This window comes from Streptomyces sp. CNZ301 (genome assembly GCF_004217425.1).
The window spans coordinates 29360-45684 of sequence record NZ_SHLG01000001.1 but is presented as its reverse complement, the minus strand read 5'-3'; the positions used below and the strand labels follow the sequence as shown (position 1 = coordinate 45684).

General features: G+C 64.5%; 16 protein-coding genes. 10 read left to right on the top strand and 6 right to left on the bottom strand.

Going from position 1 to position 16325, the window contains the following annotated elements; translation table 11 throughout:
* Positions 1–111: 111 nt before the first annotated feature.
* Entirely contained in the window at positions 112–756 is a 645-nt protein-coding gene (locus EV375_RS00225; RefSeq protein ID WP_130297621.1) for a class I SAM-dependent methyltransferase, read from the top strand.
* Positions 757–978: 222 nt separating this feature from the next.
* On the opposite strand, the gene metK is transcribed toward EV375_RS00225, so the two are convergent.
* The gene (metK, locus tag EV375_RS00220; protein ID WP_130297620.1) at positions 979–2190 is read right to left on the bottom strand and encodes a methionine adenosyltransferase; all 1212 of its coding nucleotides are present in this window, start codon (positions 2188–2190) and stop codon (positions 979–981) included.
* 100 nt (positions 2191–2290) lie between these two features.
* Positions 2291–3118: an SDR family oxidoreductase gene (locus EV375_RS00215; protein ID WP_207227952.1), complete on the bottom strand. Its 828-nt coding sequence runs from the start codon at positions 3116–3118 to the stop codon at positions 2291–2293.
* A gap of 628 nt (positions 3119–3746) precedes the next feature.
* On the opposite strand from EV375_RS00215, the gene EV375_RS00210 reads away from it, so the two are divergent.
* Complete coding sequence (locus EV375_RS00210) at positions 3747–4457, top strand: ATP-binding protein (protein WP_130297619.1); 711 nt, start codon at positions 3747–3749, stop codon at positions 4455–4457.
* 26 nt (positions 4458–4483) lie between these two features.
* Entirely contained in the window at positions 4484–5116 is a 633-nt protein-coding gene (locus EV375_RS00205; RefSeq protein ID WP_486588198.1) for a response regulator, read from the top strand.
* 76 nt (positions 5117–5192) lie between these two features.
* On the opposite strand, the gene leuD is transcribed toward EV375_RS00205, so the two are convergent.
* Positions 5193–5795, bottom strand: a complete 603-nt coding sequence (gene leuD, locus EV375_RS00200) for a 3-isopropylmalate dehydratase small subunit (protein WP_130297617.1) — start codon at positions 5793–5795, stop codon at positions 5193–5195.
* Positions 5792–7417, bottom strand: coding sequence for a 2-isopropylmalate synthase (locus tag EV375_RS00195; protein WP_486588197.1), 1626 nt, complete (start codon positions 7415–7417; stop codon positions 5792–5794). Before EV375_RS00195 ends, leuD begins: the two co-directional genes overlap by 4 nt.
* Positions 7418–7599: 182 nt before the next feature.
* Here EV375_RS00195 and leuC point away from each other — a divergent pair, with 182 nt between their 5' ends.
* The 3 genes from leuC to EV375_RS00180 are packed head-to-tail and all read left to right on the top strand — an operon-like array spanning position 7600 to position 11033.
* Positions 7600–9006 (top strand): 3-isopropylmalate dehydratase large subunit, encoded by a 1407-nt coding sequence (leuC, locus tag EV375_RS00190; RefSeq protein ID WP_130297616.1) that lies wholly within the window; start codon positions 7600–7602, stop codon positions 9004–9006.
* Complete coding sequence (leuB, locus tag EV375_RS00185; RefSeq protein ID WP_130297615.1) at positions 9003–10064, top strand: 3-isopropylmalate dehydrogenase; 1062 nt, start codon at positions 9003–9005, stop codon at positions 10062–10064. The genes leuC and leuB overlap by 4 nt, the downstream gene beginning before the upstream one ends.
* 18 nt (positions 10065–10082) lie before the next feature.
* The gene (locus EV375_RS00180; RefSeq protein WP_130297614.1) at positions 10083–11033 is read left to right on the top strand and encodes an aminotransferase class IV; all 951 of its coding nucleotides are present in this window, start codon (positions 10083–10085) and stop codon (positions 11031–11033) included.
* Here the strand turns inward: EV375_RS00180 and EV375_RS00175 are convergent.
* Positions 10982–11986, bottom strand: coding sequence for a LysR family transcriptional regulator (locus EV375_RS00175; protein WP_130297613.1), 1005 nt, complete (start codon positions 11984–11986; stop codon positions 10982–10984). The genes EV375_RS00180 and EV375_RS00175 overlap by 52 nt on opposite strands.
* Before the next feature lie 50 nt (positions 11987–12036).
* Here EV375_RS00175 and EV375_RS00170 point away from each other — a divergent pair, with 50 nt between their 5' ends.
* Both EV375_RS00170 and EV375_RS00165 read left to right on the top strand, forming a co-directional pair.
* Positions 12037–12441: a RidA family protein gene (locus EV375_RS00170; RefSeq protein WP_130297612.1), complete on the top strand. Its 405-nt coding sequence runs from the start codon at positions 12037–12039 to the stop codon at positions 12439–12441.
* Between the two features lie 140 nt (positions 12442–12581).
* Positions 12582–13196: a TetR family transcriptional regulator gene (locus EV375_RS00165; protein WP_130297611.1), complete on the top strand. Its 615-nt coding sequence runs from the start codon at positions 12582–12584 to the stop codon at positions 13194–13196.
* A gap of 25 nt (positions 13197–13221) precedes the next feature.
* On the opposite strand, the gene EV375_RS00160 is transcribed toward EV375_RS00165, so the two are convergent.
* A complete protein-coding gene (locus tag EV375_RS00160) occupies positions 13222–13830 on the bottom strand; it encodes a CGNR zinc finger domain-containing protein (RefSeq protein WP_130297610.1) in 609 nt (202 codons plus the stop codon).
* A gap of 66 nt (positions 13831–13896) precedes the next feature.
* On the opposite strand from EV375_RS00160, the gene EV375_RS00155 reads away from it, so the two are divergent.
* Positions 13897–14733 (top strand): alpha/beta fold hydrolase, encoded by an 837-nt coding sequence (locus EV375_RS00155; protein WP_130297609.1) that lies wholly within the window; start codon positions 13897–13899, stop codon positions 14731–14733.
* Positions 14734–14894: 161 nt separating this feature from the next.
* Positions 14895–16301, top strand: a complete 1407-nt coding sequence (locus EV375_RS00150; protein ID WP_130297608.1) for an MFS transporter — start codon at positions 14895–14897, stop codon at positions 16299–16301.
* Positions 16302–16325: the final 24 nt, after the last annotated feature.

Genomic DNA, 16325 nt, shown 5'->3' with positions numbered 1-16325 from the left:
ACGCCCGGCGCAGCACGACTCGAGGGCGCACGCCGGCCCCTTTTGCCTGGCAGGTTTTCCGTTGCGCTCACCTCATCCAAAGCCCCCTAAGCCCTCGCTGTTGGAGGCCACATGAGTGACAGCTACGAGATCGTAGATCGGTCTCACCAGCTCGACGGCAGTACGACGCTGCTGAGTGCGTACTACGGCGACTGGGCCACCACATATGAGAAAGATGCCCAAAACCTCGGTTACCAGGGGCCGGGCATGCTCGCCGACCTCTTCACCCGGGTAGTGCCACAACACCTGCGCAGCAAGGAGATTGTCGCTCTCGATGCCGGATGCGGCACAGGGCTAGCAGGTCCGTTGCTGATCGAGCGCGGAGTGACTGTGCTGGACGGGCTCGACCTCAACCACGAGATGGTCACGCAGGCTGCCAAGACGGGCGCTTACCGCCTGCTGGCCAGCGGCGTTGATCTCAACCTGGGCCTGCATGAGTTCGCTGCAGACACCTTCGATGTCACAGTAAGTCTAGGAGTCTTCACGACAGGGCACGTACAGCCTGTGGCACTGGAGGGGCTGCTGCGTGTGACGCGGCCCGGGGGGCTCGTCCTCCTCAGCACTAGCAGGCGATACATCGATGACACCGACTTCGAGAAGCATCTCGATGCTCTTGCTGCCGAACGGCGCGTGACAGTCGTCGAGTGCAATGCCGACCAGTCCTATCTGAACAACGAAACCGCGCATTACTGGGTCCTGAAGATTCCGCAGGCCTGATGCCCTCTCACATCTGTCCGTGCCCGCCCAACGGGCACGGACAGACGTGTCTCTGCCCAGCGCACCTGCAGGACCGGTAGCGAGGCAACCCGACTTCCGCACGGGCAGGGGCCTATGAAGCCGCAGCCCCCGCATTCTCAATCCCGCGCGCCCGCGCACGACGAGGCCCGGCCGCCCCGTGAGGGGAGGCCGGGCCCGTGAGTCCGTGCGCGAGCGTGCCGGTTACAGCCCGGCGGCCTTGCGCAGCGCGTCCACGCGGTCGGTGCGCTCCCATGTGAAGTCCGGGAGTTCACGGCCGAAGTGGCCGTACGCCGCGGTCTGGGCGTAGATCGGACGCAGCAGGTCCAGGTCGCGGATGATCGCGGCCGGGCGGAGGTCGAAGACCTCTCCGATCGCCTGCTCGATCTTCTCCACGTCGACGGCCGCGGTGCCGAAGGTCTCGACGAAGACGCCCACCGGCTCGGCCTTGCCGATCGCGTAGGCGACCTGGACCTCGCAACGGGTGGCGAGTTCGGCCGCCACGACGTTCTTGGCGACCCAGCGCATCGCGTACGCCGCGGACCGGTCGACCTTGGAGGGGTCCTTGCCGGAGAAGGCACCGCCACCGTGGCGGGCCATACCGCCGTAGGTGTCGACGATGATCTTGCGGCCGGTCAGGCCGGCGTCGCCCATCGGGCCGCCGATCTCGAAGCGGCCGGTGGGGTTGACCAGCAGCCGGTACCCGCTGGTGTCGAGCTTCACGCCGTCCTCGTCGACGAGGCGCTTGAGCTCCGGCTCCACGACGTACTCGCGGATGTCCGGGGCGAGCAGCGAGTCGAGGTCGATGTCCGCGGCGTGCTGCGAGGAGACCACGACGGTGTCGAGGCGGACGGCCTTGTCGCCCTCGTACTCGATGGTGACCTGCGTCTTGCCGTCAGGGCGCAGGTAGGGGATCGTGCCGTTCTTCCGGACGTCGGAGAGGCGCTCGGAGAGCCGGTGCGCCAGCTGCACCGGCAGCGGCATGTACTCGGCGGTCTCGTCACAGGCGTAGCCGAACATCAGGCCCTGGTCGCCGGCGCCCTGCTTGTCGAGCTCGTCCTCGTCGCCCTCGACACGGTTCTCGTAGGCGGTGTCGACGCCCTGCGCGATGTCCGGGGACTGCGCGCCGATGGACTCGGAGACGCCGCAGGAGGCGCCGTCGAAGCCCTTCTTCGAGGAGTCGTAGCCGATCTCGAGGATCTTGTTGCGCACCAGCGAGGAGATCGGGGCATAGGCCTTGGTCGTCACCTCACCCGCAACGTGCACGAGGCCGGTGGTGATCAGAGTCTCGACGGCGACCCGCGAGTGCGGGTCTTCCTTGAGCAGCGCGTCGAGGATGGTGTCGCTGATCTGGTCAGCGATCTTGTCAGGGTGACCCTCGGTCACGGATTCCGAGGTGAACAGGACAGATGCCATGAACGGCTCCCGGGGAACGAAGAAATGAGAGGAGAGAGGCTGTCTGCCGGTAGCTGACGGTCGATCGGACAGACAGGACAGCTGCTGCTGTTCCTCCGCCTTAGGCGGCATGGCGGGCATCGCTGACCGCTGACGCGCCGCGCTTGCTCAGGCGCAGAGCCCGCCAGCCGGCATCGGCCAGCCACCCGCCGTCGACGGGAAGGGCCGCACCGTTGATAAAGGCACTTCGCTGGGTGTCTGCGAGGAAAGCGACTGCCTCAGCCACATCGTCAGGTATCGCGAACCGGGCCAGCGGAACCCGGTCGAGGATGTCGGATTCGGTGTAGGCGCCCGAAGCCAGGTCCGCTTCATCCATCTCCGTCTTGACGAAGCCCGGACAGACGGCGTTGACACGTACGCCCCGTGCTCCCCACTCCAGCGCCAACGTGCGGGTGAGCCCGAGAAGGCCATGCTTGCTCGCGTTGTAGGCAACGCGATCAGGAATGCCCCCCATCCCCGCGATGGACGCGACGTTGACGATCGCCCCCTGCGAGCCCGTCTGCATGATGGCGGCACCGAACGCCTGGCTGAGCAGGAAGGGACCAGTGAGATTCACCTCGAGAACCCGCCGCCACTGTTCCGCCGCGGTGGCTTCGGCCGCAGCGATCAGATTCACTCCGGCGTTGTTGACCAGCACATCGACCTGACCGAAGCGGTCAAGAACCTGTGTCCTGGCGGCGTCGACCTGTGAGGCATCGGATACGTCAGCAACGATCCCCATCGCCGCCTCTGCCGTGATGTTCTCCAGCGTCTCCTTGGGAAACTCCTGGTCGACCAAGGCGAGGGAGTAGCCGTGCTCGGCGAACACTTCGGCTATTCGTCGTCCGATTCCCTGGCGGGCGCCGGTGATGACGGCAACCCTGCTGTTGCTCTTCATCGCATTCGTCATGCTCGCAGCGTCCCTCAAAGCCCCGAGACCCACATCGAGCGAAGGTCGCACCGCGCACTGCGCCTTAGTGGATACCTCCCCTCGCATCAGCCCAGGACGTGGCTTGTGAGGGGGCAGCTGCTTCATCGCTGGCCCGCCGCCCGTTGGTGAAGACGCTCACTGGCCTACCGGCACACCACGAGGAGACGCTGCTCACCTCGCGGAAGCCCTTGAACTTGAGCCCTCTGTCAGCTTGTTGAGCTGCAGGTCTGTCCATTTTACAAAAAGAGCGCTATTTTTGTTACGCCACTGGTTGCGTGGCTGCTGCCCCAGGAGGCCAGCCGGCGCATGGGCTGGGGAGCGTCACCGAAGCTCCGCCACGCAAGGGGGTCACTGGGGAGGGAGGACCGATCCGGCCGAGGTCCTGTAGAAGGCGCGAAGCCCGTATTGGTCCCTCAGGCCAACACAATGCACACACTGCAGATTCGTCTACGACTGGCACAGGTGCGCAGGTCACACCGTGTCACGTGGCTGCAATCGCTGGAGGAGAGCACAAAGGGGAGCGTCGACCTTGTCGCCTCCCGCACAGCCCGCTCCGCCGATACGGCAGGGCGGTTATGAGGTGTGCGACTCGAGGAACGTGATTTGTATGTCGGTAGCTGCTGGTGACTACTTACATGAGCGGGCACGGAACATGAGGAGAGCGGAACCATTTGAGGAGGAGCCCTCTCGCGAATCGGACACACGGAGTCATCCCCATGACCTGCGGTGGGCTGAACGACAGGCACTGAGCCGTGAGTTGCACGACTGGGTGGCGCACTCGATAGCTGTCGGGCTGAACTGCCTGGAGATGAGCGACTACTACGCCTGTGAGGACCATCCTGAGAAGGCACAGAGCAAACGGAGCGACGCCACCGAAGCCCTCCGGCAAGCATTACAAATGACCAGAGTGCTAGCTGCGCGGGTGCGCACGCCGCGGACCGACAGCCCCCTTGTCGAGACTGTCCCCGCAGCAAAGTCGCCTGCAGCCGGCTCCACCCTCGCCGATACGCCCGAGCGGTTCGACCCTGAGGTGTTTCTCATCCTGCGAGAGGCCGTAGGCAACGCGCTGACACACTCCGGGGCGGACGACATCACGATCCGCCTCCAAGCCGGGGGAGAGACCATGGTCGCTGCGGTCGAGGACGACGGCTCCGGCCCCGAAGGCAGCCGAAGCGCATCGGAGGATGAGACCGCAGGCCTGGGGCTGCAATCCATGTTCGAGCGGGCAGCATTGCTGGGCGGGTCTTTCACCATGGCCCCCGGACCGTCCGGCGGAACCCGGGTCGATGTCACTGTCCCGATGGCAGCCCGGCGATGACGGGGGAGAGCACGTCGACCCGGCTGGTGATCGCCGACGACCACACCCTCTTCCGGGAAGGGGTGGTGGAGATCTGCGAGACACAGAGCGATCTCCACGTCGTCGGCCAGGCCGAAGATGGTGACCTCGCGGTCACCATCGTCCGGCGAGAGAACCCTGACGTGGTGCTGCTGGACGTGGAGATGCCCGGACCAGGCCCGGAAGAGACACTGAAACAGATCCTGCATGCCCAGTCCCCTCCCAGCGTCGCCATCTTGACCATGCACGACGATGCGCGAACTATGAGCAAGCTGCTGGCAACCGGAGCACAGGCGTACATCTCGAAAAGCTCCACCCGCGAGGAGCTCCTGGCGGCGATCCGGGCTGTCCGACAGAACTCAGACCGCGTTGTCCTGTCGGTGGCCAAGGAAACCATGAGCCGACTCGAACGCCCCGCGGATGGGCCCTTGTCCACTCGTGAACTAGAGGTCCTGGGGCTCGTGGCCCAAGGGCTGAGCAATGCTCAGATTGCCGCTCGGCTCTTCATATCCGAAGGCACGGTCAAGCGTCACCTGACCAATATCTATCTGAAGCTTGACGTGCGGTCCCGGATGAACGCCATCAACAAAGCAGTGGCTATGCGACTGTTGCCTGCCGGGGCCGACAGCGGTCGATCGTGAACAGGCAAGGGCGCAGACCCCCAGTGAGGGCGGAGGCAGCAGCCTCCGCCCTCACCATCAGTTCCAGCACCGGGCATCACTCGTGTCCTGCGACCCGAGGCATCCAGCGATGGCGCCGGTGTTCGTATGCCTCGATGGATCCGCTGCGGCGCAGCGTGACGTGTATGTCATCGAGACCGTTGATCAACTGCCAGCGGCTGTAGTCGTCGACCTCGAAAGTGGTCTTGATATCGCCGGCAGTCACGACACGATGCATCAGGTCAACGGTCACCGGACTGGTCGGAGCAGCCTCGATGAGGGTCCACAGCCTCTCCACCGCTGCCTCGGAGACTCGGGCGGTCAACAGCTGATTCTTGGTTGCATTGGCGCGGAAGATGTCACCGAACCCCGGCGCGACCACAGCCTGGAACCCGAAGTCGCGTAACGCCCACACCGCATGCTCACGGGATGATCCGATGCCGAAGTCCGGGCCGGCGACCAGGACCGTCGCTCCGGTGAACTCCTCACGATTGAGAACGAAATCCTGCTCTTGCCGCCAGCGGTGGAACAGCGCATCCGAGTAGCCGGTACGGCCAAGCCGCTTGCAGAACTCGGCGGGGATGATCTGGTCGGTGTCGACATCACGGCGTCGCAGAGGCACTGCTGCTCCGGTGTGTCGAGAGATCGGCGTGGGCGTCATGCCGATGCCACCTCCAGCAGCCGCCGTGCGGCTGAACGCAGACAGCGCTCGAGACTCTCCGCCTTCGAGGTGCCCACCCCCACCCCCCATCGCGTGATCGTACCGACGGCGGTCTCCGCGTAGGCCACCCACCGATCGGCCTCCTCGGCCGACGAGGTCTGGAACTGCGTCTCACGCACGACACCCTCCTGCCCATGCGGGCGGAGAAGATCGTTAAGAACGGCGTTCGCTGGCTTGTCAGGGGTTCCCTGCAGGACATCACCCTCGCGGAGGTACTCCTGCGAGAACCAGGCCAGCAGGTCCGAAGAGGTCACCTCGCCGCTCCCTTCGGTCTGTGCTTGCACTACCGCCGCGAACTCAATCTGCAGTCGACGCGGCAGATTGAAGTCGTGTTCGGTGCGCATGAGGTGAGCGATCCCGCCCTTGCCCGACTGCCCGTTGATGCGGATCAGGGCCTGGTAGTCACGCCCAACATCACGAGGATCAACGGGCAGATAGGGAACGTCCCATACCTGAGAGCCGCTCTCCTCCATCGCGTGCAGGCCCTTGGCGATGGCGTCCTGATGAGATCCCGCGAATGAGGTGTAGACGAAGTCCCCCACCCAGGGGTGACGCGGGGAGACGGGGAGACGATTGCAGTGTTCGGTGACACGGCGGGCCTCATCGAGGTTGCTCAAGTCGAGTTGGGGGTCGATCCCCTGGGAGAAGAGGTTCATCGCCAGCGTGATCAGACAGACGTTGCCTGCGCGTTCACCGTTGCCGAAAAGTGTTCCCTCCACCCGGTCGGCGCCGGCCAGCAGGGCTAGTTCGGTCGCTGCCACCGCGCTGCCACGGTCGTTGTGGGTGTGCAGGGTGAGAGTGATCGCGTCCCGATAGGCGAGGTTGCGGTGCATCCACTCGATGCGATCAGCGAACTCGTGAGGGGGGTAACACTCCACTGAAGCCGGCAGGACGATGCGGACCTGTTCCTCAGGCTCCGGGCGCCACAGGTCGAGTACCGCGTTGTGCACCTCAAGCGCGAACTCCGGCTCCGTCTGCGTGAACGACTCGGTTCCGTACTGCAGGAAGACCTCAGTCCCCGGCAGTGAGTCCCGCAGCTTCAGTGCCGTCTCGGCTCCACGCAGAGCCAATGTCTTCACTTGGGCCCGGGACATTCCGAAGACAGCACGACGCTGCGTCACCGAGGTGGGATTGAAGATCTGCACAATGGCACGCGGAGCGCCCTTGACGGCCCTGACGGTGTCTTCGATCATCCCGTCCCGAATCGGCGACATCACTTGGATCGTCACGTCATCAGGTATGGCGTCTCCCTCGATGACATCCCGCGTGAATTCAAGATCCGCGCGAGAGGCCATAGGAAACCCGAGCTCGATCTCCTTGAACCCGAGTTTGACCAGTAGGTCATACATTTCACGTTTGCGTTCCAGATCCATGGGATCTATCAACGCCTGATTGCCGTCCCTCAGATCGACGCTGCACCAAATCGGCGCCCGCTGCGGGCTCCGGTCCGGCCAGGTACGGTCAGGCAGGGTGAACGGCCGATACCCGCGATACTTGTGAATGGGCATACTGGGACGTGAAGGAACCTGATCGGAAGGCTTCTTTCCGGAGTAAGTAGTCACCCTCCGAGTGTCGCCCTTGGAATGCCCTCCCTGTACCCAGCGATAGACGCATTCGAAGGTGTACCGGACGGTTATGCGCCATGTCACTTTGGTCGTACGTGCATTACCCTCCAGGATAGAATTCCTCACAGGGTGCAACCGATTCTTCATCGGCAAGAAGTATCGATGTAGCCTGGCCTGTCATGGGGAACACATTAGCTGAGAAAATATGGCAGGAGCATATCGTTGATCAGGCCGATGATTTACCTGACCTGATCTATATCGACTTGCACTTGATGCATGAGATGACAAGCCCGCAGGCCTTCGACGGACTGCGGGCGGCCGGGCGCGGCGTGCGAAGGCCAGAGCTGACCGTCGCCACTACCGACCACAATGTGCCAACCGACTGGGCCAGCCGAAGCCGCCAGCTCATCTCCGACCCCGTCTCCCGTGCCCAGATGCAGGCGTTGCAGGACAACTGCGCAGAGTTCGGGGTCGAACTCTATGACCTCAACCACGACAACCAAGGCATCGTGCACGTCATAGGCCCTCAACTGGGTCTCACCCAGCCCGGCATGACGATCGTCTGCGGAGACAGCCACACCAGCACTCACGGCGCCCTCGGCGCGCTGGCGTTCGGTATCGGCACCAGCGAAGTCGAGCACGTTCTCGCCACCCAGACGCTGGCGGTGAGGCCGTTTCGGACTATGGCGGTCAACGTGTCCGGAGCGCTGCCCACGGGGGTGACGGCAAAGGACCTCGTACTCGCCGTCATCGCCAAGATCGGCACTGGAGGCGGGCAGGGATACGTCATCGAATACCGCGGTGAGGCGATCCGCTCGCTGTCAGTGGAATCCCGCATGACGGTATGCAACATGTCCATAGAAGCGGGAGCACGCGCAGGACTCATCGCACCGGACGACAGCACATTCTCCTACCTGCAGGGGCGTCACTTCGCCCCACAAGGCAGCGCTTGGGACGCCGCCCTGGAGCACTGGCGGACACTGCGAACAGACGACGACGCGGTCTTCGACAAGGAAGTCCACATCGACGCCACGGCACTGAGCCCCTATGTCACCTGGGGCACCAACCCCGGGCAGGGATGCCCTCTCAGCGACTCTGTCCCGGACCCGTCCTCCCTCACCGATGCCGGCGAACGTGCCGCAGCCGAAGCCGCCTTGGCATACATGGACCTGACCCCCGGCACCCCATTGCGGAACATACCGATCGACACCGTCTTCATAGGCTCATGCACCAACGGTCGCCTCGAAGACCTCCGTGCTGCCGCCGAGGTGCTTCGGAGCCGGAAGGTCGCCCCCGGTGTCCGAGCCCTGGTCGTACCGGGCTCAGCGCGGGTTCGGCTGGATGCCGAGGCCGAAGGACTTGACGAAGTGTTCCTCTCCGCAGGTGCGGAATGGCGCACGGCCGGATGCTCGATGTGCATCGGCGTCAACCCTGACCGCCTCGACCCCCTGCAGCGCAGCGCCTCCACCTCGAACCGCAACTTTGAAGGGCGGCAAGGCGACCGAGGCCGCACGCACCTGGTATCACCGCCTGTCGCCGCCGCCACCGCAGCGCTGGGACGGCTCGCCTCACCGGAGGAGCTATGAGCACAACTCACCGCGTCGTGGCTCTCCCCGGGGACGGCGTCGGTCCCGAGGTCATGGCCGCAGCACTCCAAGTACTGCAGGCCATAGGGAATTTCGATATCGCGGAGTACCCGATCGGGGCCGCAGCAATCGAGGAAACCGGCCGTCCCCTCCCCGCCGCGACACTGACCGCATGCGAGAAAGCCGACGCGATCCTGCTTGGCGCCGTAGGCACCGGAACCACGCAGACCGACTCCAAGGCTCCCCGGCCAGAGCAGGGCGTGCTGGAACTGCGCGCGGACCTGGGCCTGTACGCCAACCTGCGCCCTGTCCGGCCTGCTACCGCTCTCCACGACGCCGGACCGCTCAAGCCGGACCGACTCAAAGACGTCGATCTCACCGTGGTCCGGGAACTGACCGGCGGACTGTACTTCGGGCAACGCGGTCGCGCCGCACAGCACGCCTTTGATACATGCACCTACACCGCTCAGGAGATCGAACGAGTCGCCAGGGTCGCCTTCGAACTGGCCGCGCAAAAGGGCTGCGGAGCCCACGTGACATCCGTCGACAAGGCGAACGTCCTGGACACCTCCCGCCTGTGGCGAGAGGTGGTGCAGAACCTGGCCGACCGCGAGTACCCCCAGATACCTGTGGAGCACCTGCTGGTGGATACAGCAGCCATGCGGCTCATCACGGAGCCAAAGGCCTTCCACGTGATCCTCACCGAGAACATGTTCGGGGACATCCTCAGCGATGAAACGGCAGCAGTCGCGGGCTCCATCGGACTGCTATCCAGCGCCTCCCTGCCCGGAGCCCCCCTGCCGGAGGGGGTGCGCGGAGGACTCTTCGAGCCCGTCCACGGCTCTGCCCCAGACATCGCCGGTCACGACCGGGTCAACCCGCTGGGGATGATCCTCTCGGTGGCTCTCATGCTGCGCCACAGCCTCGGGATGAACTCTGCCGCTGACGCCGTCGACCGCGCGGTCGATGAAGCCTTGCGCCGTGGAGTGCGCACCTTTGACCTCGGCGGCACTGCCACCACTGCCGACATGACACGTGCTGTGCTCGCAGCGCTGTGAAGAGAGGCGATGAGAAGAATGAAACCGCCCGAGTCCGCACTCACCGTCTGGGACGGCCCCTACCAGGGGGAGAGCTCTCCCCGCAGGGGCATTCCGTTCGGAAGCAGCAGCGTCCAGCACGGAACAGCAGTCTTCGAGGGCATCCGGTGCTATTCCTCCCCAGACGGACCCGTGCTCTTCCGTCTCGAGGAACACCTGACCAGGCTCCTGAACTCGGCTCAGCTCCTGGGAATCAACCATGGCTACGACCTGGACCGCCTGCGCCAAACGGCTCTTGCAGCGGCGGCGAAGAGCACCCAGGGAGACTGCTATGTGCGCCCCGGGCTGTTCGCTGCTGATCCCTACCTCAGCATTGACCTGAGCCGCGTGCCCTTCACTCTGGGCATCGAGGTATGGCCCATGCCCTCCAGCGCAGACCGCACCCCTGCCGCGACTCCCGGGGTGCGCCTTACGGTCTCACCATGGCGCCGCCCTCTGCCGGCATCCTTCCCGCCGCGGGCAAAGGCAGTGGGCACCTACGTCACCTCGGCTCTTGCCAAGACTGCAGCCGTCCAGGCCGGCTTCGACGATGCGGTCCAACTCGACCCCGAATCAGGGCGGGTAGCTGAAGCGACAGTCTCCAACGTCTTCCTCGTCGCGGACGGGACCCTGTTGACCCCCTGGCTCTCAGAGAGCCTCTTGGCGGGAATCACCCGAGACACGGTGCTCACCCTGGCACGTCAATTGGGCATCCCGGCGCGTGAAGGGCCCGTCGAGGTAGGGGACTTGATGTCAGCCGACGAGGTTTTCCTCACCGGGACGGCCAGTGAACTCGTCCCGGCAGCCTCTATCGAGGATCACAGCTATCCCGCCAGGAGGCCCGTCTTCGAGGCCCTGTCGGAGGCCTTCCGCAGTGCTGTGAGCGGCAGAGAGTTCTCTCACCTCGGCTGGCTGACGCCCGTGCCTGTTACATCGGCAGTCCTGCCGTAACCCGTCACCTTCGTATGTTTCCCCTCGAGTTCGCGCGCCCGAGCACACAGCACGTCAAGAACGGACTGGTAGCTGGGCATCTGCAGGGAGCCCCCCCGCAGCGCCGCGTACAGGACGCGGCCTGCCGGCGGGGAGGCCAGCGGCCGCAACAGCACACCGAGCGGGGGAGGAGTGATAGCGATGTGAGGTACCAGAGCCACCCCTGCGCCAGCAGCCACGATCGCGAGTGCGGCAGTCCAGTCATTCACCCGGTGACGCACCAGGGGACTGAAACCGGCAGCCGCGCACGCCGCGAACTCGGCATCCGAGCAGGGACCGTTATCGGCACCGATGATCCACGCATCGTCCGCCAGCACGGCGAGATCGACGGCACAAGACGCGGCCGCTGGGTGTCCCACGGGCAGTGCGGCAACGAGTGGATCGACGAGCAGGTCAACTCGCTCGAAACGAGGGTCAGCACCAGAGGGTTCGCCTCGATGGGCAGCCGTGACGGTGAGGTCGAGTTCCCCGCATTCAAGCTGGGTAAAGGAGTCGGGCGGTTCAACTTCCCGGACAGTGATGCTCAGCTCCGGTCGCGTACGAGTCAGGTTTCCAAGGGCAGGGGCAATAAGGCTCATGATTGCGGAAGCAAAACCGCCAACCGATACATGTCCGGTGTGTCCCGGGTCATGCGCATGCAAGTCAGCCCGGGCGCGTTCGATCTGTCGTCGCATCACCGCGCCATGCTTCAGAAGGAGATTGGCTTGAGCGGTAAGGCGCACTCGGCGCCCATGTCGGGTAACCAAGGGAACATCGCCAAGATCACGTGATATCCGGGCGATTTGCTGAGATACCGCAGACGGAGTCAGGTGTAATGCATCCGCCACCGCGGCGACCGTCCCCCGATTACGCAACTCCTCGAGGATCCGCAGGCGACGAACATCAATGATGAAGCTATCGCTAATGGATTCCACCTCACAAATGTAAATGGATCTTTCTCGTCTTGTTTGGGAGTATCATTCTCATGAGTTCTGAGCGAAAGCTGTTCCCTTCCGGCTCACCGTTCGAGGCCGTGGTCGGGTTCTCCCGCGCTGTTCGCGTGGGCCCTTTCATCCACGTCTCCGGCACGACGGCGTCTGCACCGGACGGGCCGGTGGGGGGCGACGACGCGGGTAAGCAGGCGTCTGAGGTGCTGAAGCGCATCGCCGACGCCTTGGGTGAAGCGGGCTCCGGCGTGGCCGATGTGATTCGCACTCGCGTGTACCTGACCGACATCCAGGACTTCGAGGACGTTGCCCGGGCACACGCCGAGGTGTTCAGCGAAATCCGGCCCGCCACGACATTCGTGGAGGTCTCGGCACTGGCGAATCCGGCGTTGCTGGTTGAGATCGAGGCAGAGGCAATCCAGTCGGAGCTGGCCAACCTTTGAAGCGGCAATGAAACATGAGATACAGCCGGCTCCCGCCTTGGTGTGTCCACTGCACCGGCGGGAGCCGGAACCGTCCGCGTCCCGGCCCGTGTCGATGGCGGTAATCCGATTGGGGAGGGACTGAGCGTCTGGAAGCGCATATGAGTCAGACACGAGCCGAACAGACACGGCGCCGTGTGATACGAGCAGGGGCCGTGGAGTTCGCCAGACGGGGGTACGAGGGGACGGCTCTCACGCGTATCACGTCCTCGGCGGGAGTGACCATGGGGGCCCTAACCTTCCATTTCTCCACCAAGAAAGCTCTGGCTGGGGCTGTGTGCGCCCAGGGGTGCGAAGTGACACGTGCAACCGTCACTCGCGCTGTCAGCGACTCCTCTTCCTCTCTCCAGGCAATTGTCGATATCACGCACCTTCTGGTTCTTCTCCTGAAAGACGACGCCACAGTGCGGGCGGCGAGCAGGTTGGGGGGCCAGGTCTCTGAGCACTGGTACAGCTCGTGGGTTCCCAGCGTTCACGTCTTGAGTACCCGGGCTGCGCAGCGCAGAGAGCTGCTGGCCAAGGTCGACCCGATGGCGGTGACGGTGCTAGCGGTGAGCCTTGTGGCGGCAGGGGAGACGTCAGCACTCCAAGGGATCTGTACTCATACGAATGTCCGCCCCTACACACAGCTGACGCAGACCTGGGGGACTGTCTTGGGCGGGATCACCTCCCAGGAGTGTCCCCACACGCTTCATCCCGGAGGTACTCCGCAATGAAGCCGACTCCACCAGCAGACCCCCCTCACCCTGCATGTCTGCTGGATACTCCCTCGCCGCCCGCCAGTTGACGTGCCCGGTGGTTGGCGACGTTGAGGCGATTGCCGCACAGCTCCGGCATGCAGTACCGGCGGCGGCCAGCGCGGCTGGTATCGACAAACATGCCGTCACACGTCTCAGAAGCGCAGTGACGGAAGCGCTCGTGGCTCAGAGTGCGCAGGACTCCGAGCAAGCCTGTACCCATGAGAACCGCGAGCTCGTCGGCGAGTGAGGCTTCCGGTGACGTGGTGACGTGCCACTGCCAGTGATCATCCGCATCACGTCGCAGGACGGGCCCGGTACCAGCACGCATCACCAGCGCAGTCGCTCCCTCCACCAGGTGATCTTCACTGGTTGCCTCAAGTACGCCCCGGACCTCCTGACGGAGTGCGTACACCTGATCGAGATCCTCCTCGGTGGCCTCACGACCCTCCGACAAGGCGTCGAGGCTCAGGCCGTGCTCAGCGAGGAACTGCGCCAGGGAAGCAGGGTCCGTGAGGGCCTCACCTGTGCTTCTTCGGACCAGTGCCGAGGTGTTCACCAATGCTGTCGCAACACCGGCTCCCAGAGTGTAATCGGAAAAAGGTATGTTCAAGCCTTACTCCTCTGCTACAGTAACCGGAGAAACACCACTGTACCTCTTAGGCGGGAGTGAGTCGGCATGCCTGCACGCACCAAAGCCGAGACCTGGAGGCTCTCCCACCGGGTCCGCGTCTCGGGTGGCGAAGTCGCTACCGACGTCTTCGGGCAAGGCCCACCTGTGGTGCTAGTCCACGGCACCCCAGCCTGGTCCTACCTGTGGCGTGAGGTCGTTCCACTCCTGGCGGAGAGCCACTCCGTATACGTCTGGGACCTACTCGGGTTCGGAGACTCCCGCCTGAATCCGGACGTGGCACCCTCGATCGCCCGTCAGGCCAGCACCCTGGCCGAACTCACCGAATACTGGGGCCTTGAGGAACCCAGCCTGGTCGGGCACGACATCGGCGGCGGAGTCGTGCTACGCACCCATCTGATCCACAAAGTTCCCGCTCGTCGCCTCGCTCTGCTGGACGCTGCCGTCCTGGGCCCGTGGAACACGCCCTTCACAGATCATCAGCAGCGCCACGAAGAGGCCTATCGCACCATGCCCTCCGACGTCTTCGCCGACATCATCGCTGCACGCTTCCGCACCACCACACACCGTCCGATGAGCGAGGCCGCTGCGCACGCCTACCTTGCCCCGTGGGAGGGAACGGCCGGACAGCATCGCTGGGTCGACCAAGTCGCAAGCGTCAGTTTCAAAGACACCAGCGATGTAGTGGACCGACTCGATCAGATCACCACCCCGACACTGGTGCTGTGGGGGGAGCAAGACGCATGGCTCGATCCCTCCGTCGGCGACCGGCTCGCCGCTGCCATCCCCGGGGCTCAGCGTGCAACGGTCCCTGCAGCCGGCCACTTCCTCACCGAGGACAACCCCCGCGGCACCGCCGAAGAACTTCTGCGCTTCCTCAACTAGCCCGCGTGCCTGCCTCCCACGCGGCCTGACAACGACACGGCCGCACACAAGCCCTAGAGGCCATCCGCCTTCAACGGATGCTCCGACGAGGCCAGGAACGCCCACCCATATCGCGTGACACCACCTCATCCGGCAGCAGTCGCCAGGAGGTCTATCAGCTCATGTCTGCGTCCCCCTCCTCTGTCTCCACAGGGATATCCGCGAGCCCGGAACATCCTCCGCGGACACCCGCCCTCGCGCTCACCGCAGCGCTGCTGGGATTCCTCGTCATCACCGTTGATGTCTCCGGCGTCAACGTCGCCCTCCCCGCGATCCGTTCGGATCTGCACGGTGGGATCACGGGACTGCAGTGGGTCGTCGATGCCTACACACTCATGGTCGCCGGCCTCATGCTCACCGCAGGCGCTCTCGCCGACCGGTACGGCGCTCGACGTGCCTACGCCTGGGGCGTCGGCCTCTTCACCCTCGCCTCCCTCGGCTGTGCCCTGGCACCAGGGATCGGCGCACTCATCACAGCACGAGCCGTTCAAGGTGCTGCCGCGGCTGTCGTCATGCCTGCCTCGCTCGCCTTAATACGCCAGGCCTACGACGAACCCCAGCGCCGCGCCCGGGCGATAGCCCTCTGGTCAGTGGGAGGCTCCGTCGCCATGGCTCTCGGGCCGGTGCTCGGCGGAGTACTGACTGAAGTGGCCAGCTGGCGCGCAGTCTTCCTTCTCAATCTGCCTGTGGGCGCGCTGATCCTTATCCTTCTCGTCCGTGTCACCCCCTCGTCCAGGCTCTCCACGCCATTCGACCTCATCGGCCAGCTGACGGCCGTCCTCGCGCTGGCGGCCATGGCCTTCGCCGTGATCGAGGGAGGACGGGTGGGGTGGACGGCCTGGCAGGTGCCGACAGCCTTTGCAGCAGCGATAACCGCAGGTGTGATCTTCCGGGTGGTGGAGGCCAGGCACCACTCACCCATGGTGCCGCTGGAGATACTCCGCAAACGACAGGTGGCCGTTCCCCTCGTTGTCGGCTTCGCGGTCAACGCCGGCTACTACGGCACGATTTTCCTGCTCAGCCTCTATTACCAGCAGCTTCGCGATATGTCGGCAACGACCGCAGGGCTGATGTTCGTACCCACAGCCTTGGCGATCACAGTGGTGAACCTGCTCTCACCACGCCTTGCCCACCGCTACGGCCGCCGACCAGTGATCGCCTGGGGACAGGTGATTTTGGCCCTGGCATTGGCTGCCCTGCTCACACTCAGCCCTGACACGCCTTTGTGGCTCGTCCTGCTCCTCCTGGTCCCCTTCGGCATCAGCGCTCTCAGCGTCCCCGCACTGACCGCGCTGCTCATGGACAGCGTCCCCAGCCACCGCGCCGGCACCGCTTCAGGACTGCTCAACGCCGTACGCCAGACAGGCGGCGCCTTCGCCGTCGCTGTCTTCGGCTCTCTGCTCGCCACTCAACAACACGACAGCGCACAGGAGTTCAGCACGTACGGCATGCAACTGAGCCTTGCCGCAACTGCAGCCCTACTGCTGCTGACCGCAGCACTCACCCGGCAACTCCTCCCGCGCACCTGAGACATCGCAAGGCAAGCCGCCACA

Coding starts and splice junctions, on each gene's coding strand:
- EV375_RS00225 (WP_130297621.1), top strand. CDS start 112: ATGAGTGACAGCTACGAGATCGTAGATCGGTCTCACCAGCTCGACGGC.
- metK (WP_130297620.1), bottom strand. CDS start 2,190: ATGGCATCTGTCCTGTTCACCTCGGAATCCGTGACCGAGGGTCACCCT.
- EV375_RS00215 (WP_207227952.1), bottom strand. CDS start 3,118: ATGACGAATGCGATGAAGAGCAACAGCAGGGTTGCCGTCATCACCGGC.
- EV375_RS00210 (WP_130297619.1), top strand. CDS start 3,747: ATGTCGGTAGCTGCTGGTGACTACTTACATGAGCGGGCACGGAACATG.
- leuD (WP_130297617.1), bottom strand. CDS start 5,795: ATGACGCCCACGCCGATCTCTCGACACACCGGAGCAGCAGTGCCTCTG.
- leuC (WP_130297616.1), top strand. CDS start 7,600: ATGGGGAACACATTAGCTGAGAAAATATGGCAGGAGCATATCGTTGAT.
- leuB (WP_130297615.1), top strand. CDS start 9,003: ATGAGCACAACTCACCGCGTCGTGGCTCTCCCCGGGGACGGCGTCGGT.
- EV375_RS00180 (WP_130297614.1), top strand. CDS start 10,083: ATGAAACCGCCCGAGTCCGCACTCACCGTCTGGGACGGCCCCTACCAG.
- EV375_RS00170 (WP_130297612.1), top strand. CDS start 12,037: ATGAGTTCTGAGCGAAAGCTGTTCCCTTCCGGCTCACCGTTCGAGGCC.
- EV375_RS00165 (WP_130297611.1), top strand. CDS start 12,582: ATGAGTCAGACACGAGCCGAACAGACACGGCGCCGTGTGATACGAGCA.
- EV375_RS00155 (WP_130297609.1), top strand. CDS start 13,897: ATGCCTGCACGCACCAAAGCCGAGACCTGGAGGCTCTCCCACCGGGTC.
- EV375_RS00150 (WP_130297608.1), top strand. CDS start 14,895: ATGTCTGCGTCCCCCTCCTCTGTCTCCACAGGGATATCCGCGAGCCCG.